The 23,132-nt window shown below is 43.4% G+C and carries 24 protein-coding genes, 7 tRNA genes and 1 rRNA gene; 8 read left to right on the top strand and 24 right to left on the bottom strand.

The annotated features are described in order from the left end of the window. Positions 1–15: 15 nt before the first annotated feature. The 4 genes from B5F53_RS08100 to B5F53_RS08085 all read right to left on the bottom strand — a co-directional run bounded on the left by B5F53_RS08100 (position 16) and on the right by B5F53_RS08085 (position 3,932). The gene (locus B5F53_RS08100; protein ID WP_087222438.1) at positions 16–714 is read right to left on the bottom strand and encodes an ABC transporter ATP-binding protein; all 699 of its coding nucleotides are present in this window, start codon (positions 712–714) and stop codon (positions 16–18) included. A 134-nt stretch (positions 715–848) separates the two neighbouring features. Next, the gene (locus B5F53_RS08095; protein ID WP_087222187.1) at positions 849–1,337 is read right to left on the bottom strand and encodes a hypothetical protein; all 489 of its coding nucleotides are present in this window, start codon (positions 1,335–1,337) and stop codon (positions 849–851) included. A gap of 182 nt (positions 1,338–1,519) precedes the next feature. Next, on the bottom strand, positions 1,520–2,899 hold the full coding sequence (locus tag B5F53_RS08090; protein ID WP_087222185.1) for an aminopeptidase: 1,380 nt from the start codon (positions 2,897–2,899) through the stop codon (positions 1,520–1,522). Positions 2,900–2,978: 79 nt separating this feature from the next. Further along, a complete protein-coding gene (locus B5F53_RS08085; protein ID WP_242970274.1) occupies positions 2,979–3,932 on the bottom strand; it encodes a carbohydrate kinase family protein in 954 nt (317 codons plus the stop codon). Between the two features lie 69 nt (positions 3,933–4,001). Between B5F53_RS08085 and B5F53_RS08080 the strand changes: the two genes are divergently transcribed. From B5F53_RS08080 to B5F53_RS08075, 3 genes are all read left to right on the top strand, one after another. Continuing rightward, on the top strand, positions 4,002–4,820 hold the full coding sequence (locus B5F53_RS08080) for a Cof-type HAD-IIB family hydrolase (protein WP_087222183.1): 819 nt from the start codon (positions 4,002–4,004) through the stop codon (positions 4,818–4,820). A gap of 143 nt (positions 4,821–4,963) precedes the next feature. Continuing rightward, positions 4,964–5,098 carry a hypothetical protein gene (locus B5F53_RS20560; RefSeq protein ID WP_275532199.1) on the top strand — a complete coding sequence of 45 codons (135 nt, stop codon included), beginning with the start codon at positions 4,964–4,966 and terminating at the stop codon, positions 5,096–5,098. A gap of 15 nt (positions 5,099–5,113) precedes the next feature. Next, entirely contained in the window at positions 5,114–6,505 is a 1,392-nt protein-coding gene (locus B5F53_RS08075; protein WP_087222181.1) for a glutamate synthase-related protein, read from the top strand. 41 nt (positions 6,506–6,546) lie between these two features. On the opposite strand, the gene B5F53_RS08070 is transcribed toward B5F53_RS08075, so the two are convergent. Then, on the bottom strand, positions 6,547–7,428 hold the full coding sequence (locus B5F53_RS08070) for a DMT family transporter (protein WP_087222179.1): 882 nt from the start codon (positions 7,426–7,428) through the stop codon (positions 6,547–6,549). A gap of 171 nt (positions 7,429–7,599) precedes the next feature. Between B5F53_RS08070 and B5F53_RS08065 the strand changes: the two genes are divergently transcribed. Next, complete coding sequence (locus tag B5F53_RS08065) at positions 7,600–8,151, top strand: TetR/AcrR family transcriptional regulator (protein ID WP_087222177.1); 552 nt, start codon at positions 7,600–7,602, stop codon at positions 8,149–8,151. Positions 8,152–8,154: 3 nt separating this feature from the next. Here B5F53_RS08065 and B5F53_RS08060 read toward each other — a convergent pair whose 3' ends face one another. Continuing rightward, complete coding sequence (locus tag B5F53_RS08060; RefSeq protein WP_087222175.1) at positions 8,155–9,882, bottom strand: DUF4234 domain-containing protein; 1,728 nt, start codon at positions 9,880–9,882, stop codon at positions 8,155–8,157. Positions 9,883–10,061: 179 nt separating this feature from the next. On the opposite strand from B5F53_RS08060, the gene B5F53_RS08055 reads away from it, so the two are divergent. Further along, complete coding sequence (locus tag B5F53_RS08055) at positions 10,062–10,382, top strand: helix-turn-helix domain-containing protein (RefSeq protein WP_087222173.1); 321 nt, start codon at positions 10,062–10,064, stop codon at positions 10,380–10,382. Positions 10,383–10,384: 2 nt separating this feature from the next. On the opposite strand, the gene B5F53_RS08050 is transcribed toward B5F53_RS08055, so the two are convergent. The 10 genes from B5F53_RS08050 to B5F53_RS08010 all read right to left on the bottom strand — a co-directional run bounded on the left by B5F53_RS08050 (position 10,385) and on the right by B5F53_RS08010 (position 17,031). Further along, complete coding sequence (locus tag B5F53_RS08050; protein WP_087222171.1) at positions 10,385–10,627, bottom strand: hypothetical protein; 243 nt, start codon at positions 10,625–10,627, stop codon at positions 10,385–10,387. Between the two features lie 12 nt (positions 10,628–10,639). Then, positions 10,640–10,945 (bottom strand): hypothetical protein, encoded by a 306-nt coding sequence (locus B5F53_RS08045; protein ID WP_087222169.1) that lies wholly within the window; start codon positions 10,943–10,945, stop codon positions 10,640–10,642. A 91-nt stretch (positions 10,946–11,036) separates the two neighbouring features. Continuing rightward, positions 11,037–11,996, bottom strand: coding sequence for a helix-turn-helix transcriptional regulator (locus B5F53_RS08040; protein WP_087222167.1), 960 nt, complete (start codon positions 11,994–11,996; stop codon positions 11,037–11,039). An 84-nt stretch (positions 11,997–12,080) separates the two neighbouring features. Next, the gene (locus B5F53_RS08035; RefSeq protein ID WP_242970273.1) at positions 12,081–12,779 is read right to left on the bottom strand and encodes a gamma-glutamyl-gamma-aminobutyrate hydrolase family protein; all 699 of its coding nucleotides are present in this window, start codon (positions 12,777–12,779) and stop codon (positions 12,081–12,083) included. Between the two features lie 49 nt (positions 12,780–12,828). Continuing rightward, positions 12,829–13,509 (bottom strand): hypothetical protein, encoded by a 681-nt coding sequence (locus tag B5F53_RS08030; protein ID WP_087222163.1) that lies wholly within the window; start codon positions 13,507–13,509, stop codon positions 12,829–12,831. A gap of 405 nt (positions 13,510–13,914) precedes the next feature. Beyond that, positions 13,915–14,496 carry a helix-turn-helix domain-containing protein gene (locus tag B5F53_RS08025; RefSeq protein WP_087222161.1) on the bottom strand — a complete coding sequence of 194 codons (582 nt, stop codon included), beginning with the start codon at positions 14,494–14,496 and terminating at the stop codon, positions 13,915–13,917. 96 nt (positions 14,497–14,592) lie between these two features. Continuing rightward, positions 14,593–15,378 (bottom strand): helix-turn-helix domain-containing protein, encoded by a 786-nt coding sequence (locus B5F53_RS08020; RefSeq protein ID WP_087222159.1) that lies wholly within the window; start codon positions 15,376–15,378, stop codon positions 14,593–14,595. Positions 15,379–15,728: 350 nt separating this feature from the next. After that, entirely contained in the window at positions 15,729–15,902 is a 174-nt protein-coding gene (locus B5F53_RS20095) for a hypothetical protein (protein WP_204246916.1), read from the bottom strand. Between the two features lie 86 nt (positions 15,903–15,988). Next, the gene (locus B5F53_RS08015) at positions 15,989–16,549 is read right to left on the bottom strand and encodes a GrpB family protein (RefSeq protein ID WP_087222157.1); all 561 of its coding nucleotides are present in this window, start codon (positions 16,547–16,549) and stop codon (positions 15,989–15,991) included. Between the two features lie 26 nt (positions 16,550–16,575). Further along, a complete protein-coding gene (locus B5F53_RS08010; RefSeq protein ID WP_087222155.1) occupies positions 16,576–17,031 on the bottom strand; it encodes a GNAT family N-acetyltransferase in 456 nt (151 codons plus the stop codon). A gap of 268 nt (positions 17,032–17,299) precedes the next feature. Between B5F53_RS08010 and B5F53_RS08000 the strand changes: the two genes are divergently transcribed. From B5F53_RS08000 to B5F53_RS07995, 3 genes are all read left to right on the top strand, one after another. Next, positions 17,300–17,983 carry a rolling circle replication-associated protein gene (locus B5F53_RS08000; RefSeq protein WP_242970272.1) on the top strand — a complete coding sequence of 228 codons (684 nt, stop codon included), beginning with the start codon at positions 17,300–17,302 and terminating at the stop codon, positions 17,981–17,983. Continuing rightward, the gene (locus tag B5F53_RS20305) at positions 17,976–18,332 is read left to right on the top strand and encodes a hypothetical protein (RefSeq protein ID WP_242970271.1); all 357 of its coding nucleotides are present in this window, start codon (positions 17,976–17,978) and stop codon (positions 18,330–18,332) included. The genes B5F53_RS08000 and B5F53_RS20305 overlap by 8 nt, the downstream gene beginning before the upstream one ends. A gap of 68 nt (positions 18,333–18,400) precedes the next feature. After that, a complete protein-coding gene (locus tag B5F53_RS07995; protein ID WP_242970270.1) occupies positions 18,401–19,231 on the top strand; it encodes a tyrosine-type recombinase/integrase in 831 nt (276 codons plus the stop codon). 83 nt (positions 19,232–19,314) lie between these two features. Here the strand turns inward: B5F53_RS07995 and B5F53_RS07990 are convergent. The 8 genes from B5F53_RS07990 to B5F53_RS07955 form a co-directional block, all read right to left on the bottom strand. Continuing rightward, positions 19,315–19,400, bottom strand: a tRNA-Leu gene (locus B5F53_RS07990). Between the two features lie 15 nt (positions 19,401–19,415). Beyond that, positions 19,416–19,488: transfer RNA gene (locus B5F53_RS07985), tRNA-Val, on the bottom strand. Between the two features lie 27 nt (positions 19,489–19,515). Continuing rightward, positions 19,516–19,589 (bottom strand) — tRNA-Asp (locus tag B5F53_RS07980). A gap of 25 nt (positions 19,590–19,614) precedes the next feature. Continuing rightward, positions 19,615–19,688: transfer RNA gene (locus B5F53_RS07975), tRNA-Ile, on the bottom strand. A gap of 4 nt (positions 19,689–19,692) precedes the next feature. Then, positions 19,693–19,765 (bottom strand) — tRNA-Thr (locus B5F53_RS07970). Positions 19,766–19,834: 69 nt separating this feature from the next. Next, positions 19,835–19,906: transfer RNA gene (locus B5F53_RS07965), tRNA-Glu, on the bottom strand. 39 nt (positions 19,907–19,945) lie between these two features. Next, a tRNA-Asn gene (locus B5F53_RS07960) sits at positions 19,946–20,018 on the bottom strand. Positions 20,019–20,099: 81 nt separating this feature from the next. Then, positions 20,100–22,984, bottom strand: a 23S ribosomal RNA gene (locus B5F53_RS07955). Positions 22,985–23,132: the final 148 nt, after the last annotated feature.

The following is a 23,132-nucleotide window of genomic DNA, read 5'->3' as shown; positions in this document are numbered from 1 at the left end:
CTTTCTGTGCTGCATTTATTCCTGAAAATGTTCATTTATCACATCAGATTCTATTTTTCCATCCATAATCCGAACCACTCGTTTTGCCTGGTCTGCAATTCCATTATCATGAGTAATCAAGATGACGGTACGTCCTCCTTTATGCAGTCCTTTCAGGATCCCCAGAATCTCTTTACTGGAAGCGGAATCCAGGTTTCCCGTTGGTTCATCCGCCAGTATCAGAGGCGGCTTCGCGGCAATGGCTCTTGCAATTGCCACTCTTTGCTGCTGTCCTCCGGACATTTCATTGGGCTTATGGGTAACACGCTTTTCCAGTCCCACCATTTTAAGGGCCTCCATGGCAAGCTCTCTTCTTGTTTTTCTGTCAATTCCCCGATAAATCAGCGGCAGCTCCACATTTTCCAGAGCCGTCAGATTGGAAATCAGATTAAAACCCTGAAAAATAAAGCCAATCTCTTTATTTCGCACCACAGAAAGTTCATTGTCCTTCATTGTGGAAACATCCGTTCCATTCAGAAAATATTCCCCGGATGTGGGAACATCCAGACATCCAAGCATATTCATAAAGGTTGATTTCCCGGAGCCGGACTGTCCGATGATTGCTACAAATTCGCCTTTATCAATTTTCAGGCTGACATGATCCAGAGCCCGTACTTCATTTTCTCCCGGATTATATATTTTGCAAATATCTTTTACTTCAATTAACGGTTCCATAATTTCATCCTTTCTGTCCATGCCCGATATTCCCGGAAAAAGTTCCCAATTCTGACTTTATATGGAAAACAGAGTCAAGAACGGCCTGGCTGTCCTTCTTCACCCTGTTATCTCATCGTTTCCTTTATTCATCTTTACTGAACGTTGCCTGAGTTCCCTGCATTCTTTTCTTCTGCCTGTTTCAGATTTTTATTGGCTCCGTTTACAAACAGTACAGGAAGGATTAAATCCAGAATCAGTCCCACGATTCCGAAACTTCCTGTTGCAGCTGAATAAATATGCGCTGCAAATACGGCTACAATCGCCACAATCCCTGCAATCATGCAGAACTTCGCTTTTCCCAGTTTATTACAAAAAGCAATTCCCATAACAGCTACAACTGCTTCAATTATGTAAACTGTCATACTGATACCTGTGCTGATCTTCAATGTACCCAGGCTTGCCTCTGTGATACCTGCTGCTTCTAACGCAGTCTTTGTGAAATCATCAATGGTACCGTTCTGTAACGGTATAATTGTAAAAAAGATACTGAAAACCAGTGACAGAATCATGAGAATACTAATAACCAGCATGATAATTCCACATACCTGCAACCATCTCTTTCCTGCACATCTCTCGTTCATATTTCTCCCTCCACTCCTTTTACTAGACATATATTTTCTCTTTCCTGTAATTGTATAATCATATCAATCTTTTGTCAATTTCTACGTAATTGGAAATTCTTAAATTTTCAGAAAATAAATCGAAAATTTTTATGTAGAAGGACCGTGGAGAGGGTATCCTTCTCCATCCGGTCACCTTTCTTTCAGGCTTCTTTTAAGAATGCCAGGTATCCTTTCTTTGCTTCGTATAAGTCTGCCTTGCTGATGATCTCCCAGGGAGCGTGCATACTTAATACGGCTACACCGCTGTCAATCACTTCCATCTCATATAAGGCCGCAATATAAGCAATGGTTCCGCCTCCTCCGAAATCAACCTTTCCCAGTTCAGAAGTCTGAAATGCAATCTCATTTTTGTCAAATATCCTACGGAGTTTTCCGATATATTCCGCATTGGCATCATTGGAACCGGATTTTCCTCTTGATCCGGTGTATTTATTTAACACCAGTCCCCGTCCCATATAGGCCGCATTCTTCTTTTCATAGGCTTCGCTGTAGGAGGGATCGTAGGCGGCGCTTACGTCGGAAGAGAGCATCTGAGAATTTCTCAGAATCCGGCGCAGGGATAGATCGGAGTATTCTCCCATGGCTTCCAGCAGTTCTGCCACCGCATTTTCAAAGAAACGGGAACGCATTCCTGTCGCCCCCACACTGCCGATTTCTTCTTTGTCCACCAGGAGACAGCATCCGGTTTTCTCCAGCTCCTCTGCTTCCAGAAGAGCCACTAAGGAAGGATAAGCGCAGACACGATCGTCATGTCCATAGGCGGCAATCATACTTCTGTCCAGTCCGCAGTCTCTGGCTTTTCCGGCCGGCACGATTTCCAGCTCCGCTGACAAAAAGTCTTCTTCCTCGATTCCGTAAGTTTCTTTCAGCAGTTTCAGAATGTTTTCCTTAACCGCATCCTTTTCCTGGTTCTTTAAGGGACGGCTTCCAATTAAAATATCCAGCTTTTCTCCCTCGATGACCTCGTGAGCCTTTTTTTCCATTTGCCTCTGTGACAAATGAATCAGAAGATCTGTAATATATACCACGGGATCGGATTCTTTTTCTCCGATTTTAATTTCTACTACTTCTCCGTCTTTTTTTGCAACCACGCCATGGATGGCCAGGGGAATGGTTACCCACTGATATTTCTTTACTCCTCCATAGTAATGGGTATCCAGAAAGGCAAAATCCGTGTCCTCATATAAAGGATTCTGTTTAATATCCAGTCTGGGGGAATCAATATGTGCGCATAAGATATTCATTCCCTCTTGAATGGGTGCCTTTCCTATCTGAAAAAGCGCCACAATCTTTTTCTTTCCTACAACGTATACCTTGTCTCCGGTCTGCAGTTTTCTTCCGGATTCCTGCCAGTCACTCAGGGGACGGTACCCTTTCTCTCTGGCTTCTTTTATAATCTGCTCTGCACATTCCCGTTCTGTTTTTCCTTCATTCAGGAAATTTTTATATGCCTCTGACAGGGATTCCAGTTTGATTTCATCTTCTTTTGTATAAGTCTCCCATACATTTTTACGTTCCATTTGATGTCCCACCTTTCGTCATTCTCATTATTCTCTCCATTATAAGGTAAAAATATGAAAAGAAAAAGTCCCCAATTTGTTAAATCTGACCATCTGCATTGTTTAATATTTCTTCTATCTGCTCTCTGCTTTCAATTCCTTCCGTGGCTCCCACCTTACGGACAGCCGCCGCCCCGCAGGCATTTGCAAACCGGGCGCAGTCTTTCAGTGTTTTTCCCTGTAAAAGGCTGTACAGGAACCCTCCGACAAAGGAATCCCCCGCTCCGGTGGTATCCACACAGTCTTTCTGGACAATTGCCGGAACCCAAAAAAGCTCCCGGCGGTTTCCCACAAGGCATCCCCGTTTCCCGCATTTGATAATTACATTTTTTACTCCCTGACGCAGAAATTCCTCCACCGCTTCTTCAGGAGAAGTTTTCTGAGTAACCAGCAAAGCCTCTTCTTCATTGGGCATCAGATAATCAACAAAAGCCAGAGCCTCTCTTAAATCTTCCGCCGTTTCCCCCTGTTTACATTTGGTCATATCCGCACAGACGATAATATCCTGTTCCTTTGCCGCCCGGAAAATTTCTGCCATTTCCTTCACTCCCAGAAGGGGCGAAACAAAAATACTTGCAAATCCCAGTATCTTAACTTCCTCCGGAAAAGGGAGAGGAATATCTTCTCTGGAAAGTTTCCGTAATGTTCCATTTCGGTTTGTGAGAAAACTCCGGTTTCCTTCTTCATCCACTAAAACCACATTCATTCCTGTGGGAATCCCTGCTCTTTTCCTGGAATACTGCAGGCTGATTCCCTTTTCCTTACAATACGTTTCAATGATCTGAGCCGGTTCATCTTCTCCAAGCAGGGTACAAAGCAGAGGGCTCTCCCCCAATTTCGCCAGGACACCGGCCTCATTTAGGGCGTCGCCTCCTGTGGACATCCGGATTTCTTCAGCAGGATAGGATCCTGTCTGAAATACCTGCGGACCTGCAGGATGTACCAGAACATCTAATATGGCAGCCCCGATCAGCATAATTTTTTCTTTTTTCACTTTTCTGCACCTCCTGTTTTCATGCTATAATGAAGATACTCTAGAATCCATTTACGGAAAGGAACGATTATGCAAACTTCAAAAATACTTTTTACCGATTTAGACGGTACCCTCCTCGATGATGAGAAAAACATTTCTCAGGAAAACCGGCAGGCAATCTCCCGGGCTCTGTCTCAGGGACACCGGATTGTGGTTGCCAGCGGACGGCCTTTAGTCAGCGCCAGAGCCCAGTCGGAGAAACTGGGATTAAACACCGACGGATGTTATGTGATTTCTTATAACGGAGCCTGCATTTATGATTTTGGCCGAAAACAGATCCTTTTCTCCAAAGCGGTTCCCTTAGACCGTCTCCGGGAAATATTTGACGCCGCCTATTCCTACGGGATCCATGCACAAACCTATTCAGATACCAGGGTTTTATCAGAACGGGATAATGCCTGTATTCAGAACTATTCCCGGACCACCGGCGTTCCCATGGAAATTGTTCCTGACGTACCTGCCGCTCTTTCTCATTCGCCTTACAAAGTACTGTTTATCCATGAGAGCGACAGAAATCTGCTGGAACGTTTCCGCCGGGATATGCAGAAACGCTATCTGGATCAGTTCCACCTTTTCTTTTCTGATAAACTCTATCTGGAATTGGTCACAGCCGGCGTCTCCAAAGGTGCTGCCGTTGAAACCCTGTGTCAGCTTTTATCCGTTCCTATTGCAAATTCCATTGCCGTAGGAGATGCGGAAAACGACATTTCCATGATCCAGGCTGCCCATACAGGAGCCGTTATGGCAAATGCTTCTGACCGGATAAAACAGTTTGGCAGCTACATTACCGAAGCGGATAATAATCACAGCGGCGTGGCGGAAGTTATCCGGAAATTCCTGCTTTCCTGAAAACCTTTTGCCTGCATTATAGCACAAAGGAACTGCTTTTGGCATACCGAAAATCTCTCCTTTTTCGTTGAATCCCGAGCTCTTCCCTGGTATGATTAGAATATCAGAAACCGACGTTCTCAGCGAACAGGGAGGTGTTCTTTATGGGCGGAGTTATCATTTTAATACTTTGTTTTCTCGCCGTTTGTGCAGCCATGCTCCTGAAGGGAAACGCATGGCAGTCTTTTCTGGATGACCATCTGGAAAAAGATAAGGAGGAAAAGAAGAAAGAAAAATAAGAAGGAGGAACTGCTATGGCCAAATACAGATGCAGTATCTGCGGATACATTTACGATGAAGAAAAAGAAGGAATTCCCTTTTCTCAACTGCAGGAATGTCCTGTCTGCCACCAGTCCACGGAGAAATTTTCCCAGGTTCAGGAAAATTCTCCTCTCCCCGTTTTGGATAAGGAGCCGGAATTGAAACTGGATTATCCCAAAGAATTTGTCCGGCAGGACGAAAGCTGCCGCTATATGAAAGAAATTCACCAGATGGCCGTTTCCGGCAAAAGTATTTACGCCGCTATGGGAACCTCTCTGCCTGTGCCCGGCTGGGACGATATTCTCATTCTGGGCGCCCAGTTAGATCCCATGCCTCTGGATGAGCACGCCCCGGTTAATACCCGGACAGTGATTGGTAAACATGCGAAACGTCCTCTGATTTTAGAGAATCCTGTTTACATTTCCCATATGTCCTTCGGCGCCCTTTCCAGAGAAGCCAAGGTTTCCCTGGCCCGGGCCAGCGCCATGGCCAAAAGCGCTATGTGTTCCGGAGAGGGCGGCATCTTACCGGAGGAACAGCAGGCCGCCGATAAATACATATTTGAATATGTGGGAAATCTTTACAGCGTAACTCCTGAAAATCTGAGGAATGCAGACGCCATTGAGATTAAAATCGGACAGGGAACAAAACCCGGAATGGGCGGCCATCTTCCTGGAGAAAAAGTTACAAAGGAAATCAGCCTCATCCGTAATGCTCCCATGGGAAAAGACGTCATCGCCCCTTCCCGTTTCCCTGGGATCCAGACAAAAGAAGACCTGAAAAATCTGATTACGCAGCTTCGGTATGCTTCTGATGGAAGACCCATCGGAGTAAAGATTGCAGCGGGACACATCGAACAGGATCTGGCTTTCTGCGTCTATGCAGAACCTGATTTCATTACTATCGACGGACGGGGCGGAGCCACAGGTTCTTCTCCCTTGCTGGTACGGGATTCCACCAGTCTGCCTACGATTTATGCTCTGTCCAGAGCCAGAAAATACCTGGACAGCATCGGTTCCGACATCAGTTTGATTATTACCGGAGGACTTCGCGTCTCTTCTGATTTTGCCAAAGCAATTGCCATGGGCGCAGACGCCGTTGCCATTGCTTCTGCCGCACTGATCGCCATGGCCTGCCAGCAATATAAAATCTGCGATTCCGGTATGTGTCCTATGGGAATCGCCACGCAGGAGGAAGGGCTTCGGGAGCGGCTCCATGAAGATGTAGCTGCAGCAAGAGTTGCCAACTTCCTCAACGTCTCTCTGGAAGAGCTGAAAACTTTTGCCCGCATTACCGGGCATGAAAATCTTCACGATTTATCAGTGTCTGATTTATGCACCATTAACCGGGAAATCAGTGAATACACCTGTATTCCTCATGCCTGAAAAACCTAAAGGGGCCGGCGTTTTCTACGCCGGCCGTTACTTTATGCTTTTTCCGCCGCCAGATACACGCCCGCCAGCATCAGGCCGAAAGCCGCCCAAAAGGTACATGCCGGCAGTTCCCGAAAAATCAGCAGGGAAAGAAAAACGCCGATAAAAGGGGAAAAGGCATAGTAGGTACTGGTTCTTGCCGCTCCCAGATACCTCTGGGCTTTAATATAGAACAAAATGCTCAGACCATAGGAAACGAATCCCAGCACCAGCACAGGAATCACCAGGAAGAGAAAAGGCGCCCGCTCTCCCAGACAAACTCCCAGAAGCAAAGAGCCAATGCCGGATCCGAACCCTTTTATTATAACTGTCTGCGCCGGATCCTTTACGGACAGCATCCGGGTACAATTATTTTCCATTCCCCAGCAGATACAGGCCCCCAGAACCAGCAGAGAGCCCACGGAGAAAGAAAGACTTTGGGCGTCTTCCAAAGTCAGCAAAATACTGGCAAAGGAAACCAGGGCTATCGCCAGCCAGAGCCGCCGGCCGATTTTCTCATGGAAGAAAATCAGCGCAATTACCGCAGTTGCCACAATTTCAAAGTTATTCAGCAAGGAGGCGTTTGCCGCGGTTGTCCTGGAAAGCCCCGCCATCAGCAGAATCGGCGCCGCTATATCCAGCACTACCATACCGATTACATAAGGCAGTTCTTTCCGTTCCAGACTTTTCTCCCTCTTCTTTTTTCCCAGGGCTTTTTCCACTATATTCATAATAAAAATCCCTATACCGGCTCCCAGATACAGAAATCCTGCCATAAGCGCCGCCGGAATCTCTTCCAGAAAAAGTTTAGCCAGAGGCGAATTTCCTGCATATAACGCTGCGGCTAAAATGGCGTAAAAAATGGCTTTCCTCTTCTCTTCCATGGTCTTTCTCATCCCGTTTCTGCTCTCTTGACTTCCCATTATAATTACCGTACAATTTATTCGATAACGAATTTCTTGTTCTGTAATTACATTATAGAAAAGGGGCCTCTGTCTTACAAGAAACAGTTGCCCCCATATGTCAGATACGGAACATTTTTCTTCATTTGTTCGGGAGGATACAAAATGGACAGAAGACAGAAAAAGACCCGGCAGGCAATTTTTGACGCCTTTGCCTCTTTGCTGGAACAGAAAAATTATAATCTCATTACCGTACAGAATATTATCGACCGGGCCAATATTGGAAGAAGCACTTTCTATGCCCATTTTGAGACGAAGGACGAACTTTTGCAGGCTCTGTGCTCCAACATCTTTTCCCATGTGTTCTCCGAGCCTCTTCACTCCGAAAAAAGCCATGATTTCTCCGGCATGAATTACGATTTGGATGAGCGAATCACCCACATTTTTTACCATCTGAAAGACAATCAGACAGAAATCATCCGTCTGCTTTCCTGTGAAAGCGGCGAACTGTTCCTTGGCTGTTTCAAAGACTGCCTGCTCCCTCTCTTTCACGATGCCCTATCGCCTGCCCACAGGGAAATTCCTCCTTCTTTTCTGGAAAGTTATCTGGCAGACAGTTTTGCAAATGCTGTAAAATGGTGGAGCAGGGAAGGAATGAAAACCTCCCCGGAAAAGATGGCCGGCTATTACCTGACCATCCTTCGGGAAGGCATCTGACTTTCACTGTTTTTCGTACCACCCATCTGCTTCCGATGCATAACGATGTTCCACGGAAATTCCCCCGTCTCCCGGATAAATGAGGGCTACAACCTTTGTGCCGCCGGGAACCAGCTGGTAATAACTGCCCTGTAATTCTGTCATATATACTGTAGAGTTTTGACCTTCCGATGAGAATATGTCCACAACAGCTATGTAGTCAATACCTCTCGGATTGGTTCCATAGCTTTCTGTAATCTGAATGGTATTTCCATTTCCGTCTGCATAAGTTCCGTAAATGCCAGAGGAGGTATCTTCCTGTTCTTCTTCTGCTGTTGCATCTACTCCATAATCGTATTTATCTATGACGGTGGGATTACTTCCGGTCAGCTCCGGCTGCATCCAGTAACTTAACGTATCAATATTTTCTTTCTCTACGTCGCTTAATACACTTTCATCGAAGGCATCCGGCTCAATGGTCCCCGCATACCAGCTTTTACTGTCAAAATATGCCTGTATCCCCTCATTTCCAAACCTTCTTCCATGGCGCGCATAGATTTCATTAATGGCCATCTGCATATCATTAATGGAAAAATCTCCAAACTCGGAGGGATCAATGACCCGGCTGGAGCTGTCCGGCAGAATATACTCCAGTGAATTTGTGGTACCGTCTGTTCCATTCGCGGATGCTGTTTCCGGTTTCCCGCTGTCATATCCAACTGTACTCTCAGGCGCTGCGGATGCTGTTTCCGAAATCTGCGGGGAGGCATTTTCTCCCGTCTGATCCACTTTCTCTACAGAGGAAATCAAAAATACCGGATAGGCGTTCTCATCATTGCTCACTCCCAGATATTCAAAATCTCCGGTATAAGAAATCTCGCCCTGGGTATCTTCTCCTATCCACTGCCAGTTTTTCACCGGTTCCTCATCTTCCTGCATAATGATTCCAATATCAGTGGAAAGGGGACCCATTAAAACTGCAAAATTATTTGCGTCTCTATTATTCAATGGATAGGTGACCTTAAAGTCTGCCCTTGCCGTTCCCGGAAATCCCTCCTCTTTCCAGTTGGCATATGCCTCCAGACTCTGTACCGTATTTACGGTCTGGGAGGAACCTTCCACAGTATCTGTCAGAAGGAATTTTATTATCAGCCCTAGGATTATCGAATACAAGATAATCCAAAGAAGGTAAAAGCCCCCGATAATCCACAAGGGTCGCCTGTCTTTCTTATAACTGGACGGCACATAATCCTGTTTTATTTTTCCCCGGTTATAATTTCTTATTAACGGATTTATGCAGTTGAACATTTTGTACCAGGCAATAAACGGCCCCGCCAGAAGAAGCATTCCGAAAGTCGCCCACAGTAAAATACCGGTGCTTTGTTCCTTCATCCGATACCCGTATCTGGGAGCAATCATCTGAAGACGGGTTGCCTGCTTATACATCCAGCAATAAGGATAAATCCCCAGGGTAACCAGCCCCAGTAAGATGACCACAATATAATTCGGCGTCTCTCGTCTGTCGCCTGCACAGAGTTTATTGACTGTCTCGTTAAACCGGTACAGGGTAACAATGCTGTAAATCCCCAGTGTCAGAATAGAAAACAACAGATACTTTCCAAAAGAAAAATATGCCAGTTTCTCTCTCTTTGCCACTCTTTGTTCCCTCCCGGCATTATCCACAGACGCTCCGCAATAGGGACAGATTTTCCACCTGTCCTGCAATTCTTCCCCACAATTTCCACAAAGCATTTTTTTCTTCTCCTCCTGTATTTCATTTTTCAAATCTTTTCTGCAGTCTCATTCCCCTGTGTCTTTCACTAACTGTATAGCTATAATTATATTATTTCTAACATATTATATCATTACTATAAAAACATTACAATTATAACATCTTATAGGATATAAATTTAAGGAAAGGACACGGCCGTATGAAAGACCTTAATTTTAAACGAATCGCCCACAAGCTTAGAGAGACCCGTCTTGCAAAGGGATTGACTCAGGAATATATTGCCAATATGGCCGACGTCAATACCAGCCATATCAGTAATATTGAAAACAATCGGGTGAAAATTTCTCTTTCCACCCTTGTTCAGGTATGTAATGCTTTAGGTGTTACTGTGGACTATATTCTTTCTGATGAATACCTCTCCCCTTCCCTTGGGCTTGAGCAGGAAATCCTCCGGGAACTTCAGGACTGCAGTCCTCAGGTAAAAGGGCAGGTTCTGAAAATCATCCAGGTTCTGAAATAGTTCTATCTCCCCGACATAAAAAGGCGTACTGCGTATTGAAACCCTTTTATAAATCCACATTTCTCTGCTTCAAAGGCAATCCGAAAGGCTTTTTCTTTCTGCCTCTCCTGTTGTTTTTTCTCCATCTCTTTCCATTCTTCCCCATAGGTGGCATCGATTTCCCGTTCTACCTTTGTTGTTAAATCTCTGCGGAACTGTTTCTCCTGCACGAAATATTTATAAATTTCTTCAATTGCTTCATCCATGTAGAACCTCCTTCACTTCTGAACCAGATCCTGAAATCTTCTGGCCAGTCTTACAATCTCATACTTCGTGAATTCCCGGCAGTCGAACTCTTTTGCCACATCCCAAAAAGCACGAATCTCATAAAAATGCTCTGTTTCTTTGCCACCGCTGGCTTCATGCGGCTCTAAAAAATATAAAACATGCCCTATGGGCGAATTTATCTTCTGTAATCGTTCCTCCAGATTTTTCTGACAAGCTTCCATCGCCTTTGTTACGGACTCCCTGGAATAATCGAAATTCAGTTCCGTCAGAAAAACCTCTGCTAAATGCTGGCTCATATAATTACCTCCTTATTTTGATACATCCATGATACCAGCAAAAGGTGACACTTCCTGTCAGTCTTTATAGGAAATCCAATAGAATTTCCTATTACACATGAAATTTAATATCATGTACAAAGTCTCCCTGGCTTTTTAGCCACATCTCGATTCCCTTTCCAAATACTTCCGCCCTCAGCGTATATATGCCATCTTCTTCATGAAGAATTTCCGCCGTAGGCAAGCGATCCAGAATCACATCCACATCATATCCGGAATATTTGAATTCCACCTTCTGCAGCTTCCCGCCATACATAAACTGCACTCTTTTCCGGAATTCTCCTTCCTGAAACTTATCTTTATAAGGTACGATAAAGTCTTCCTTCAGCTTCTTTAACTTCTTAATCCGATCTATCCGGTAAATGGTCGGATATTTATCGTTATATACCTGGAATTTTTCCCGTACTTTATCCTTATCGTCAATATAAGCAGCTAAATAAAAGTAATACTCTGAAAACATAATGGCCACCGGTTTTAATTTCCGCTTTACAATTTCTTTATCTTTTGAACGTATATAGTCGATTTCTATATACTGCTTCTTCCGGATGGATTCCCCGATTTCCCACATCATTTCCATAAATCTGGTTTTATGTCTTGGTTCTACGTAGCAGTGCATCTCATTTAGAATCAGCTCTTTTACACTGTTTTTGTTTTCTTTTGGTACGCAGCAATACATCAGCTTATTGATAATCGTTTCCATATCCTTTTTGCAGAATGCTCTGCTGTCAAGAAGTATCTTGCATACTGCCAGAATTTCGCTGTTTGTCAGCTGCTTCTCGAAACCTGCAGCAATACGGTACCCCTTATTGGCATAGTCATAAACCACACTGTTTTCACAGCCATCCTGAGCTGCTGCCTGATCACTCAGATAATTCCGAATATCATCCAGATCCCTTTGAATACTTCGTTCATTCACACCGTATTTCTGAACCTCATGGGATTTCTTTATTAAGTGCCCGTTCATTAAATTGGTATATATATCGAGAATCCGGTTTATTTTTCCCTTTTTCATCTGTTTCTCTCCTCAGCTTTTTCTGCTATTGTAAGCTTCTGCATAGACATATTTTGTCATTTTCTCAGGAAAAACAAAAAGTCGTTAAATAGATTCTGCAAATGATTTTATAATTTTTCTGCTGTTTTCATCTGTTTTATAAGAAAATTCCGGATGCCACTGTACCCCTGCAACGAATTTACGGGCTGGCATATAAATTCCTTCAATCAACCCGTCTTCAGAAACTGCCATTGTCTCAAATACAGGTGAAAGGTCTTTAATTGCCTGATGATGGTAGCTGTTTACGCCCATTTCTTCCTTATTCAAAATATCATAAAGGGGAGTTGCCTTTTTTATGGCGACTTGATGTGCTTCCCTGTCGTAAGGAGGACTCATATGATGATTTATACCGCTTTCATATTCTCTGTCCAGATCCTGATACAGCGTTCCTCCAAAACAGGCATTCATAAACTGAATCCCTCTGCAAATCCCCAGAACAGATTTATCCTGTTCCACAGCCTTTTTCAGAATGTACGTTTCCATCTCGTCCCGAATTTCACAGCACTGGCCGCACCATGGCTTTCTCTCTGATTGATAAACAGCGGGGGAAACATCATGTCCGCCCGTAAATAAAAAACCGCCGCAGATTTCAAGAAAATAATCCAGCTCCTCTCCATCTGTGGTAAGAGGAAGCATCATAGGAATTCCTTTTTCCGCCTCCAGCATTTTCATATATCCGGGCAGCATCCAATAGCTTTTTCTTTCCTCATCATAAAGCGGCATAATACCAATTACTTTTTTCACAATACTTCACCTCAGTTTTGTAACTTTCTCTTTTTCTTCCGGCTGAATATTACAGCCCTCTCAGCAAGGTTATAATTGACGTTCCCACAACTATACAGACTGCAAAAAACAGAAGCCCGAAAAGTGCTGCTACCGTGACCGTCAGCTTTCTCCATCTTTTTTCTTTCCATGATAACACCATAATGAATACAACATCTAAAACAAAGATAAACTGCGCAATCTTTGCAAAGGTTGTCAAACCCCTTGCATGTACTTTCTCCTGTCTGGATTTGGTAAGATAGGCAAAGGCAAACGGCACAGAACCAAGCAGGAGAATATACCCTAAAAAGCTCAGTCCCAGCGCTCCCATGGGGCCTGCAAAAATCATAAAAGGAACCGGAATGAATGTAATCAGGATCAAAAAAACTACCAGCAGTCCACCAAAGCAATAAAGAGGCAGCAAACCATACTTAATTAATATGGTGCAATTCAGAAACTGATCTCTGCTGATTTTTTCCTTTTGTGTCCCAACCACAACAAAATTCAAAACAATAAAGATAAGGGGCAGAAATTCCAATAGCAACGCCCCAAAAAGAAGTATCGGGGATCCACCGGCGCCGGCATGCAGCCCATTTACCCCTATTGATACGCCCGGATCCGGACAAAAAAGCCATATGTACGGACTGATTACATAGGCGAACGCCCAGCCGTATATCCATTTTGATGTGAAACCCTTCTTTTTACTGTACATGTTTTTCCCTCTCTGTTTTTTATCAGATACCTGTTGCTTCCCGTTGCTATTTCATCCCTTTCCGGTTTACTTAGCTACTATACAGTATAATCTATGATTATAAATCGTACAAGGAAAAAGGTATCCGGCCGCATCCACAGCGGAGCGTTTTTATGTAATAGGATTAAGGTGTCAAAAGCCCTCTTTTTTCTATACTTGGCAAAAGCTGAGTCTCATCTCCATTGTGCACAAAGTCGCGACGTCCGGATGATTTTGTGTATTTTACCGAAATATAATTCCAGAAGAGGATTTTGACACCTTAATCGTAATAGGAAATTCCGTCGGATTTCCTATTACACAAAAAAGAGAAACGCTGAAATTCAACGTTTCTCTTTTTTCATTCACCGGAATTTGAATAGCTAATTTTTAAATATTTTTTCTGAATAATCCATGCCTATTGCAATAAGCATAAAGAAACCCATGTCCTTTCTTTCTAAATCGGATAAAAACATCTTGTTCAGGATATAATTTAACTATTTCCACAGAACCAGATGTAACATATGCAACAAAGGACACATAATGTTCTTTGTTCATAGGGTGCAGCATTGTAATTGAATATTCATCATCAATAGTTTCGATAAAAACCGAATGTTCCAAATTCATTGATTCGGACTCCTGTTTGGGTAATGTAATTCCACAACAAGAAAAATGTCCCTCTCCCACAGCTGTGATAACATTTCCGCAAATAGGGCAAACATAGAATTGTATTTTTTTCATGTTTCCAGACACATTCTCATTTGTTTTCAAATCGCCAGTGAAAAGTTCCGGCAAAGACACTCTGAGAGCTTTTGCTAATTCTTCGATAATTCCAATGTCCGGAAGTCCTTTATTTGTTTCCCATTTAGAAATTGTTTTATCACTTACACCAATAATTTCCGCAAGTTCTTTTTGTGTAATTCCATTTTTTTCTCTCAATGTCCTTATTGTATTCCCTGCTATATAACTCATAATTATTGTCTCCCTTTCTGTTATGAGTCTATCTTATGAGAAAGTTCACTTTTAGGCAACCTACGTTAAGTAGAGTACTTATAATTATCTTTAAACCTACATATTGTCAATTTTTCTTTTTATTTTTCTCTTTAATTTGAAAAAGAAATGTGTGGAATATTGTTCATTATTTATCAATAGTTCATATGCTTCCATAACTCCTGCCGAATATACAAAGCCTAAAAAACCAACACCGAATCCAAGAAAAACAAAAGAGTGATATTCAGACCATGCAAAATATCCTCTTACAGTTAAGACAAGGATTATAAGTCCCAGTATAAATAAAATCGTACAAGGAATGGCCACAGAAATATAGCCTTTCTTTTTTAAAGTGTATTCGCTTGTTAATTCTTTCTTATATTCGTAATCTAATAATAAAGGCTCGTTTTTTAAAATGCTGTACTGTTGCTGCTCAGCAAATATTCCAAGAACAAAAGAAATAATACCTGCAACAACAAAAATAGCCATACCTAAGTAACGACATGTAGTATTGTCATGGAACATAGTATAAGGTATGCCTGCTAAAGCAAAAGACATAAATCCTATACCAATATAACGGCTTATGATTTTTTGATTAGTAATATATCCTTTTGCCAATTCTTTGCTTACATAATATCCTCGCTCATCGGCCATACCTTTTACAGATTTTTCTTCTTTTAACAAAAAATCTGTTGATACTTCAAAGATATTGGATAACTGTAATAGTTTTTCTGTTTCCGGAAATCCTTGATTATTTTCCCATTTGCTAATTGCCTGTCGGGTAGTTCCGATTTGTTCAGCCAAAGCCTCTTGAGATAATCCTTTTTCCTTTCTTAGTTTATAAATCTTTTCTCCGAAATTCATTTCCTGTACCTCCTGCGATTTGATGAGTAAATCTTATCAAACCCCATTGTTATTTTCTATATTTTTTGAAATACAGATTGTCAACTTCAAGTTGCACCAGGGAAAATATCCCTTTTCATACCATTAGCCGCTTGTGCTAATATGACAGCAGATAAGTATTCAAACTTTTTGAAACAAAAAGAAGAGAAACGCTGTAAAATCAACGTTTCTCTCACTTTTACCTACTGCCGCAGACCGGAATCGAACCGTTTTAAGTAATCAAAAATACTGATAGAAAGGGGCTTTGAAGACTTCATCAAGTCTGCGGTGTTCAAAAAGTGTTCAAACGCCTGTCACTCACAAACTGGGATTTATCTTTCTTTATGCTTATCTTTCCCTAATGCAATAAATCCAGCAGTAACAGCAAGAGCAAGCATAATATCATGTTCGCCTAATGGGTCTGTTACTATGGAATAAATTAAAAATGCCGTACAAATCAGCAATATTGCTAATATAATCCCACTAACAATTTTTCTTTTTTCCATTGTATAAATCTCCTTTACAACTCCCAGTTTGATGAACTGAATAAGTATGAATATAAACCAGATACTGATTTGAAAACAAAAGTTTTTTAATATCTATCTCCATAAATCAACTTTGCTTTTTCTGTATGCTTTTGAATGAAATCCGTTTTAGCATTTGTATATCCATCTCTGTTAAATTCATATTCTTTCCATAATTTCAATTTCATTTTCTCGTATTCAACTGCAATATCTATATGCTCGATGAGATAATCTCTAAAATATAATTCATCATTATCCCCAACATACCTTAAGTGCAGATGAAATACTCTCTCGGCAAATCCTTTCTCTGTATATCCCTTGTTAAAAGAAATTCTGTCGGGAGTTTCAGACATACAAAGATAACCACTTTTCACAATCAATTCTTTGTAATCTGACAACTTATAATTTGAGGGAATTTCCATAAGAATATCAATAATTGGTTTTGCACAAATAGAACTAATCGCTGTGCTTCCTATATGACTTATTCTCTCTATTTCAGGAACTCTATTTTTCAAAAAATTTTCTTCATCCGTGTACCATTCTTTCCAATAAGGCTGATGCTCTGTCAAACAGATGGGAAATAGCTTCCATAATTCTTCTAAACTCATTTCGGATAATTTCTTCTCCATTTTTCTCTCCGTTAAAAGCTAATTTATCACTCTGGTAATTCCATTTCATCATTCATTTTTACAAATCCATACTTTTCATACAATGGTCGCCCCATGTCAGTTGCTTCTAATGAAATGGCTGTAATACCCTTGCTTTTAGTATCTCTAATCAGCATATCTAATGTTTTATAAGCAATTCCCAGTCTTCTATATTCAGGATTCGTATACATATTCATGATATAAGCCTTGTTTCCACTTGAATTGTGGTAAGTCGGCATTACTTGAAAAAAACTAACACCACCAGACCCTACAAAACGATTTTCATCAAAAACCAAATATGCAATATGAGATCCGTCACAAAGAGCTTTTTGATAATAATGATAAGATTGTCTTTCAACTTCACTCATATCAGTATCAGCAGAAAGTTTATTAGCTGCTCTTAATACCTCTATTCTTGTTTCTGTCAATATATTTTCAAATTCATATCGTATTCTCTCCTGCAAATTTCAATTTGCTTAACTATTATTTATTTTAAATCATATATGTTCAACGCACAAGAAAAAAGTATGCAAGACTTTCACATCTCCACATACCCTTTTCCGCACTGTACCGACTTTAAGCATAGTCTGCCGTCCATATTCCCTTGTTCGTGTTTTTCTGCTAACCAGCGTCCCGCAGGGTGCCCAGAGCGACGGTTCCTAACAGGGCGGCGGGTCGGCTGGGCAAGCGGACGGCTTAGAAATCATTCCTATTCGGCAACATACTTCATATTTGATTCTCTCCGCCCCTCATATTTCTCTTTTGCTAAGAGTTTGTCGAGGAACTCCGACACTTCTTCCATATCATCACTGTCTATTAAATCCAGTTTCATCAGCACGTCAAGGTCGGTCTGGTTCTTCGGCTGGACAGAAACTTCAAGATATTACCGTAACCAACAGAGAATTTAAGTATTTTATCCAGCGATTAAATTATTACCTGTATCAAACCAAAAGACAATTATTAAAGTATATTGCAACGTGGGAGAAACAAAAACGTGGTGCAATCCACTACCATGTTATTTTCTTTGATTTTCCGTACATAGCAAAAGAAAAATTACAAGATTTATGGTCGCATGGTTTTATTAAGATAAACCGTATTGATGTAGACAGCAAGGAGAACCGTGGTCGCTATCTCAGCAAATATTTTGGGAAAGAACTTGATGTAAAGGAGCATAAGAAAAAGGCGTTCTTCAAATCACAAAATCTGAAAATGCCGAAAGAAACAAGGCTCATGCTGACTGATGATATGATTCACGAATTACAGAATGAAACTATCATCTTTCAGAAAGAATACACACGGCAGATATATGATACAAAATCCTTTTTAGCTACTGGCTCTTATTTAAGGGACAGCAGTGTTACCTACATCAAAATCAAAAAAGAAACTACGGGTGTAAGGGGGGATTCTGATGAATAACCCTGTTACATCTTCCGATATTACATTATTGAACACATTAGCCGCTTGTGCTAATATGACAGCAGATGAAGTCTTCAAAAATTTTGAAATTATGGCAAATAAGAAAATCTTGGAGAATCACAAATATGAAATTTATTACTCGGAATCTGAAAAAGCTGGCGTACCTATTTACCAGATGACACCAAACCCAACAACCGCCGTCCGATTAAGAGGAAGAGTAAAGAGAACCTTGAAAAAGAAATCATCAGATTTTATATTGAGAAGCAAAAAATTGAAAACCATGAGAATATCACACTGGAAGAACTATATACAGAATGGCTCTTATACAAGAGGGATTACACTTCTGTAAAGGCAAAGACGATTCAAGAGTATGTTTCTGAATGGAACAGATTTTTTAAAGACACGGCTCTTTCCAAAATGAAGATAGGAGAAATCAAACCGATTACCCTTATCCGTTTTTTCAGAGAAGCCACAAAAGAACGTCAGCATACCCACAAGAGAATCAGCAACGCCCGTTCTGTCTTAAATGGAATCATGAGTTATGCCATTGAGGAAGAAATCATCTCCCACAAGCCTGTCTCTGATGTGAATTTCAAGCAGTTCACCTACAAGCCTGTGGAAGTACAGAGTGACAACGTATTTTCCCGTGACGATACACATAAGCTACTGCATTATCTTAGCTGTATCACAGAGCCTTATTCCCTTGCGATACAACTATCCTTTTATCTGTTTATCCGTATCGGGGAAACAAAGGCAATCCGCTGGGAAGATATTGACTATGAAAACAGAATGGTCTATCTGCACCGACAGGCTACCTGTGAGCGGACATTGAATGATGATTTAACCTTTTCCAAAAAAGAAGTAAAGGTAGGCAACCAGATGAAAGGAAATACCTCTCATGGTTTCCGAAAACAGTTCTTGACTGATGAAGCAATCAAGATTCTTCAGAAAGCCAGAGAATTAAATCCTCATGGAGTGTATGTCTTTGAACCCAATGGAGAAATCATGACAACAGACAGCTTCAACCGCCGTTTAAAGAAGTATTGCAAAGAAGCTGGCGTTCCTTACCATTCCAGTCATAAAATCCGTTTCTACAACGCTTCCACAGCCTTTGACGGGAATAATCTTACAACCTTGGGTTATTTAATGGGGCATAGCGAAACGGCAACCACGCTTCACTATTTACGGAACATTAACAAGAGGAAAAATGACCGCTTTGCTTTTCAAAAACTGGGGATTTCCTCATAAAGTGTTCAAAGGTGTTCAAACTTTTGAACGCAAAAAAAGAAGAGAAACGCTGTAAATTCAACGTTTCTCTCACTTTTACCTACTGCCGCAGACCGGAATCGAACCGGTACGGGTATCACTACCCACGGGATTTTAAGTCCCGGGCGTCTGCCAGTTCCGCCACTGCGGCATATTTAATTAGATATGGGGCCTATAGGGCTCGAACCTATGACCCTCTGCTTGTAAGGCAGATGCTCTCCCAGCTGAGCTAAGACCCCATAGCAACTCACAGTTTCCTGTGAAAACGACCCAGATGAGACTCGAACTCACGACCTCCGCCGTGACAGGGCGGCGCTCTAACCAACTGAGCCACTGGGCCATATAATCATATTTATGAAAAGAAATGGACCTTCGGGGACTCGAACCCAGGACCGTCCGGTTATGAGCCGGATGCTCTAACCAACTGAGCTAAAGGTCCAAAAAGCCGATGATCGGACTCGAACCGATAACCTGCTGATTACAAATCAGCTGCTCTGCCAATTGAGCCACATCGGCACACAATCTTTTGTTATTATACATCATATCACTGGAATGAGTCAACCAAAATATTTTTTCTTTTCGAAATGACTCCAAGGGGATTTGAACCCCTGTTACCGCCGTGAAAGGGCGGTGTCTTAACCACTTGACCATGGAGCCTTACTCTCTTTTCGCCTTCCGGCTTCTCTTCTTCCTCAACTCCCCCTGTTGGACTCGAACCAACGACACTGCGGTTAACAGCCGCATGCTCTACCGACTGAGCTAAGGAGGACTATTCTTCCCTGTACCTTCAAAACCACATACATGCTGCAACAAATCCACTTCTTCTGCATAAGGCCTCTCCCTTATGCCTCCAGGTCAAGCCCTCGACCGATTAGTAACAGTCAGCTCCATGCATTGCTGCACTTCCACCTCTGTCCTATCTACCTCGTCGTCTCCAAGGGGTCTTACTCTTTTCAGATGGGAAATCTTATCTTGAGGGGGGCTTCACGCTTAGATGCCTTCAGCGTTTATCCCTTCCCGGCTTGGCTACTCTGCCGTGCACTTGGCAGTGCAACAGATACACCAGCGGCCAGTCCATCCCGGTCCTCTCGTACTAAGGACAGCTCCTCTCAAATCTCCTACGCCCACGCCGGATAGGGACCGAACTGTCTCACGACGTTCTGAACCCAGCTCGCGTACCGCTTTAATGGGCGAACAGCCCAACCCTTGGGACCTACTACAGCCCCAGGATGCGATGAGCCGACATCGAGGTGCCAAACCACTCCGTCGATGTGAACTCTTGGGAGTGATAAGCCTGTTATCCCCAGGGTAGCTTTTATCCGTTGAGCGATGGCAATCCCACTTTCATACCACCGGATCACTAAGTCCTACTTTCGTACCTGCTCCACCCGTCGGTGTCACAGTCAAGCTCCCTTCTGCCTTTGCACTCTGCGAATGGTTTCCGTCCATTCTGAGGGAACCTTTGAGCGCCTCCGATACCCTTTCGGAGGCGACCGCCCCAGTCAAACTCCCCGCCTGGCATTGTCCCCCCGCCGGGTCACGGCGGCAGGTTAGAAACCCAATATCACAAGGGTGGTATCCCAACAGCGACTCCAAAAGGACTGGCGTCCCTTCTTCCTCGTCTCCCACCTATCCTGTACATGCAATACCGAATCCCAGTACCAAGCTGGAGTGAAGCTCCATGGGGTCTTTCCGTCCTGGCGCGGGTAGCCAGCATCTTCACTGGCACTTCAATTTCACCGGATGCATTGTCGAGACAGCGCTCAAATCATTACGCCTTTCGTGCGGGTCGGAACTTACCCGACAAGGAATTTCGCTACCTTAGGACCGTTATAGTTACGGCCGCCGTTTACTGGGGCTTAGATTCAAAGCTTCGCTTGCGCTAACCTCTCCTCGTAACCTTCCAGCACCGGGCAGGCGTCAGCCCATATACCTCACCTTCCGGTTTCGCATAGACCTGTGTTTTTGCTAAACAGTTGCTTGAGCCTATTCTCTGCGGCCATCTTTCGATGGCGTCCCTTCTCCCGAAGTTACGGGACCATTTTGCCGAGTTCCTTGACAATGCTTCTTCCGCCGGCCTTAGGATTCTCTCCTCATCCACCTGTGTCGGTTTCCGGTACGGGTACCGTATAAACAATAGCGGCTTTTCTTGACGCATGGCTCACATACTTCCCTACTAACCTTCGGTCCGCATCACGTCTTCCCATTGCCCCACGGATTTTCCTATGAGACTGGTACCTCGCTTGCACCGGGCTTTCCATTCCCGGCTTATGCTTTCCACACGTGTCCCCACAGTTCTGTTATACGGTAGTGCAGGAATCTCCACCTGCTGTCCATCGACTACGGCTTTCGCCCTCGCCTTAGGCCCCGACTTACCCAGAGCAGATCAGCTTTACTCTGGAAACCTTGGATATTCGGCCATAAGGATTCTCACCTTATTCTCGCTACTCATTCCGGCATTCTCTCTTCCATAAAGTCCACAGCTCCTTCCGGTACTGCTTCGCCCCTTATGCAATGCTCCTCTACCAACCTTGCGGTTCCTCAGCTTCGGTGTCGTGTTTCAGCCCCGGACATTTTCGGCGCAGGACCTCTCGACCAGTGAGCTATTACGCACTCTTTGAATGTATGGCTGCTTCTAAGCCAACATCCTGGTTGTCTTTGAAATCCCACATCCTTTTCCACTTAACACGTACTTTGGGACCTTAGCTGGAGGTCTGGGCTCTTTCCCTTTTGACTACCCAACTTATCTCGTGCAGTCTGACTCCCGATAAGCAATTACGCGGCATTCGGAGTTTGATATTCTTCGGTAGGCTTTGACGCCCCCTAGGAAATTCAGTGCTCTACCTCCGCAAATCTCTATCGAGGCTAGCCCTAAAGCTATTTCGAGGAGAACCAGCTATCTCCGGGTTCGATTGGAATTTCTCCCCTATCCACACCTCATCCCCACCCTTTTCAACGGATGTGGGTTCGGTCCTCCACTGCCTCTTACGGCAGCTTCAACCTGGACATGGATAGGTCACCCGGTTTCGGGTCTGCTCCCACTGACTTAAGGCCCTATTAAGACTTGGTTTCCCTTCGGCTCCGTCCCTTGAGGACTTAACCTTGCCAGTGAGCGCAACTCGCCGGACCGTTCTACAAAAAGTACGCGGTCCACCACATATGGGTGTCCCACAGCTTGTAAACACAGGGTTTCAGGTTCTCTTTCACTCCCCTCCCGGGGTCCTTTTCACCTTTCCTTCACAGTACTATGCGCTATCGGTCACTAAGGAGTATTTAGCCTTGGAGGGTGGTCCCTCCGACTTCCCACAAGGTTCCTCGTGTCTCGTGGTACTCTGGATCCTGCCGCTTGCTTTGGTTTTCGGTTACGGGGCTTTCACCCTCTCTGGCCGGCTTTCCCAAAACCGTTCCCCTAACCTTCCGCTTCACTTCTGCAGTCCGTAACCCCGGTATGCACGCACACCGGTTTGGGCTCTTTCCATTTCGCTCGCCGCTACTTTGGAAATCGATGTTTCTTTCTTCTCCTCCGGGTACTTAGATGTTTCAGTTCCCCGGGTTCCCCTCCATACGTTATGGATTGGCGTATGGATACCTGAGGTTTGCTCAGGTGGGTTTCCCCATTCAGACATCTCCGGATCATCGGATATTTGCTCCTCCCCGAAGCTTTTCGCAGCTTATCACGTCTTTCATCGGCTCTTAGTGCCAAGGCATCCGCCCTGTGCTCTTTCTGCTTGACCTCGCTTCCCCCTGCCTGTAGCGTCAGGCATGGGTGCTTCTTTGTTGCTTCTCTCTTCCTGCTTTCGCAGGTTCGATGTCTTCCTATCTCTTTACGTTTGACGTTTTTAAATCAAGGATTATCTTTCATGTATGCGGTTTTCAAGGTACA

Source organism: Blautia sp. An249, from assembly GCF_002159835.1.
Classification (GTDB): Bacteria; Bacillota; Clostridia; order Lachnospirales; family Lachnospiraceae; genus Blautia_A; species Blautia_A avistercoris.
The sequence above is the reverse complement of the archived record's forward strand: the minus strand, read 5'-3'. Positions and strand labels throughout refer to the sequence as shown.

Excerpts from the sequence above, each read along its gene's own strand:
- B5F53_RS08065 (WP_087222177.1), top strand. The coding sequence starts at position 7,600 with ATGGACAGAAGACAGAAAAAGACCCGGCAGGCAATTTTTGACGCCTTT.
- B5F53_RS20305 (WP_242970271.1), top strand. The coding sequence starts at position 17,976 with ATGAATAACCCTGTTACATCTTCCGATATTACATTATTGAACACATTA.
- B5F53_RS08100 (WP_087222438.1), bottom strand. The coding sequence starts at position 714 with ATGGAACCGTTAATTGAAGTAAAAGATATTTGCAAAATATATAATCCG.
- B5F53_RS08015 (WP_087222157.1), bottom strand. The coding sequence starts at position 16,549 with ATGGAGAAGAAATTATCCGAAATGAGTTTAGAAGAATTATGGAAGCTA.
- B5F53_RS08050 (WP_087222171.1), bottom strand. The coding sequence starts at position 10,627 with ATGGATGAAGCAATTGAAGAAATTTATAAATATTTCGTGCAGGAGAAA.
- B5F53_RS07995 (WP_242970270.1), top strand. The coding sequence starts at position 18,401 with ATGAAGATAGGAGAAATCAAACCGATTACCCTTATCCGTTTTTTCAGA.
- B5F53_RS08075 (WP_087222181.1), top strand. The coding sequence starts at position 5,114 with ATGGCCAAATACAGATGCAGTATCTGCGGATACATTTACGATGAAGAA.
- B5F53_RS08080 (WP_087222183.1), top strand. The coding sequence starts at position 4,002 with ATGCAAACTTCAAAAATACTTTTTACCGATTTAGACGGTACCCTCCTC.
- B5F53_RS08020 (WP_087222159.1), bottom strand. The coding sequence starts at position 15,378 with ATGAATTTCGGAGAAAAGATTTATAAACTAAGAAAGGAAAAAGGATTA.
- B5F53_RS08025 (WP_087222161.1), bottom strand. The coding sequence starts at position 14,496 with ATGAGTTATATAGCAGGGAATACAATAAGGACATTGAGAGAAAAAAAT.
- B5F53_RS08030 (WP_087222163.1), bottom strand. The coding sequence starts at position 13,509 with ATGTACAGTAAAAAGAAGGGTTTCACATCAAAATGGATATACGGCTGG.
- B5F53_RS20560 (WP_275532199.1), top strand. The coding sequence starts at position 4,964 with ATGGGCGGAGTTATCATTTTAATACTTTGTTTTCTCGCCGTTTGTGCA.
- B5F53_RS08045 (WP_087222169.1), bottom strand. The coding sequence starts at position 10,945 with ATGAGCCAGCATTTAGCAGAGGTTTTTCTGACGGAACTGAATTTCGAT.
- B5F53_RS08095 (WP_087222187.1), bottom strand. The coding sequence starts at position 1,337 with ATGAACGAGAGATGTGCAGGAAAGAGATGGTTGCAGGTATGTGGAATT.
- B5F53_RS08040 (WP_087222167.1), bottom strand. The coding sequence starts at position 11,996 with ATGAAAAAGGGAAAAATAAACCGGATTCTCGATATATATACCAATTTA.
- B5F53_RS08070 (WP_087222179.1), bottom strand. The coding sequence starts at position 7,428 with ATGAGAAAGACCATGGAAGAGAAGAGGAAAGCCATTTTTTACGCCATT.
- B5F53_RS08060 (WP_087222175.1), bottom strand. The coding sequence starts at position 9,882 with ATGCTTTGTGGAAATTGTGGGGAAGAATTGCAGGACAGGTGGAAAATC.
- B5F53_RS20095 (WP_204246916.1), bottom strand. The coding sequence starts at position 15,902 with ATGGAAAAAAGAAAAATTGTTAGTGGGATTATATTAGCAATATTGCTG.
- B5F53_RS08055 (WP_087222173.1), top strand. The coding sequence starts at position 10,062 with ATGAAAGACCTTAATTTTAAACGAATCGCCCACAAGCTTAGAGAGACC.
- B5F53_RS08090 (WP_087222185.1), bottom strand. The coding sequence starts at position 2,899 with ATGGAACGTAAAAATGTATGGGAGACTTATACAAAAGAAGATGAAATC.